The sequence below is a fragment of the Herbaspirillum sp. RV1423 genome, from assembly GCF_000577615.1.
Taxonomy (GTDB): domain Bacteria; phylum Pseudomonadota; class Gammaproteobacteria; order Burkholderiales; family Burkholderiaceae_D; genus Herbaspirillum.
The window spans coordinates 1-1,896 of the sequence record NZ_CBXX010000081.1; the positions used below are offsets into that span (position 1 = coordinate 1).

Sequence of the window (1,896 nt, forward strand, 5' to 3'; positions counted from 1 at the left end):
CCGCTGACATGAACGTCAGCAAGCGGCCAGAAGCCGCCATAAGCATCCGTCTGAACTAATGAAAAGCATGGCACGATACGGCGGTGAATCCCATGCCATCGTGGCATGCGCTAATCCGATGAGAATCTATCTATGTCCTACATCCGACTACTGATTTTCATGTTGGTAGCTGCGTATAGCATTCCTGCGGCCAAGGTGAGTGGCGCCCCCTTCTATGGGGCGGCAATGGGCATTGTTCAATATGGGCATTGGTCAAAGTTGTTACTTTTGCCGTTTTTCGTATGCGGCGCGTTGTCGTGGATGGTTCTAATTTGGCTGTCCATAAATTGGATATTGGGGCGAAAACTCAAACCGTTTTGGCCAAATTTCGGCTTTATTACTGCTCTAATTGGCATGGCACCTTTTGTGATAATTACGGCTGGAGCCGGTTTTGTATTGATAATCTTGTTAGCCGGCCCAGCGATGATTCTTGCATTCCATGTATGCGCTTGGCATAAGAGTATGGATGAACGTCTAACCAAACGTCCCTAATCGGCCAGAAGCTGACCACTAGGTAAAAGCGAACGTATAGATTGTTTTTTGCCTTCAGAACTCCATCAAAATTAACAACATGAATATGCATCGATTAAGAAAGATCGTTATTGGATGGTGTCTGATGTGTGCGTCTTTTGTTGCAGGAGCCGATGGGCTGTTTATTGGAAATAAATCAGCACAGGATGCATTCCATGACGAAGGTGTCGCCAAGTTGATCAAGGCGGCCATCAATGGAGATAAATTTGAAGTAAGGAAATTAATTGGTAGTGGGGTGAATATCAATGCTACAGGAGACGGCGGAGTTACACCTTTGGTATGGGTCGAAATTAATCATGATTTAGCGGCAATGCAATTGCTGCTCGATCTTGGAGCAGACCCTGACAAGGTGATTCTTCCTGGAGTGGGTAAGCAGGCATTTGGCCCGCCTGTATGGATGGCTGCGGCAGCAGGCAGAAGAGAGATTCTTGAAATTTTACTGAACCATGGTGCTAATCCAAATTTGATATTTGGAAATGACACTCCGGTGATGATGGCAATTCAGGAATCACATCTGGACTGTGCTGAGTTATTGTTACGGCATGGGGCAGACATTAATAAAACGGTTGGTCCCGCCTCTAGCGAAGACCTAACGTTCGCAAAAAACATTGTTTTCTCTGAAATGAGTCAGTACTACGCCGAAAGTGGAATTGATTGGTCAGATGCTAAATTTGAAGAAAACTGGAAACTCAACCGGAGCTTTATCATTTCTATTGAGGATAGTCGAGTCGGATATTTCTCAGTAAAGATAGAGGGGGATTTTCTTTATATACAAGATATACATGTATTAAAGGACTATCGATATAAAGGGGTCGGACGATTTGCCATGAACTTCATTATCAATCTCCTTTTATCTACGGACGCCATGGGGATACGTTTAAAGGTTTTCAAAGGGAATAGCGCCATTAAATTTTACGAGAAAATCGATTTCACGAAAGTTTATTCCGATCGTATATTTGTTGGTATGGAATACTTAACATCATCGGAAAAATTTCTCGAAAAGATGTGAAGATTTTCACCATGAGATCCCCCCCAAAATATCTAAGCAGCGCTGAGGAGATCGATTTTTGAATGAGTCAGGTGAGACACCTCTGAGGCAACCGCATAAGATTGCCTGCCTCACCTAGAACCCAGATGGCTATTGGGATCCAGCTCGCTGAGGCAGGTGAGGCACCCGAATGTCGACATGCCGCCGCACTGTATATACCGCATGTACTGTATTTCTATTTTTCTTATCTTAGAACTTGAAATTGACCTGCCTCACCTGTCTCACCTATCCGAAACCCAATAAGGAAAAGGGTATTAGCCGAGGCGGGTAAAATAGTC

General features: G+C 44.3%; 2 protein-coding genes. Both read left to right on the forward strand.

Annotated features, from left to right (window positions below; genetic code table 11):
* The first annotated feature begins 132 nt into the window (after positions 1-132).
* On the forward strand, positions 133-531 hold the full coding sequence (locus tag RV1423_RS28140) for a hypothetical protein (RefSeq protein WP_034303953.1): 399 nt from the start codon (positions 133-135) through the stop codon (positions 529-531).
* A 124-nt stretch (positions 532-655) separates the two neighbouring features.
* On the forward strand, positions 656-1,579 hold the full coding sequence (locus tag RV1423_RS28145; RefSeq protein ID WP_034303955.1) for a GNAT family N-acetyltransferase: 924 nt from the start codon (positions 656-658) through the stop codon (positions 1,577-1,579).
* The last annotated feature ends 317 nt before the right edge of the window (positions 1,580-1,896 follow it).

Coding starts and splice junctions, on each gene's coding strand:
- RV1423_RS28145 (WP_034303955.1), top strand. CDS start 656: ATGTGTGCGTCTTTTGTTGCAGGAGCCGATGGGCTGTTTATTGGAAAT.
- RV1423_RS28140 (WP_034303953.1), top strand. CDS start 133: ATGTCCTACATCCGACTACTGATTTTCATGTTGGTAGCTGCGTATAGC.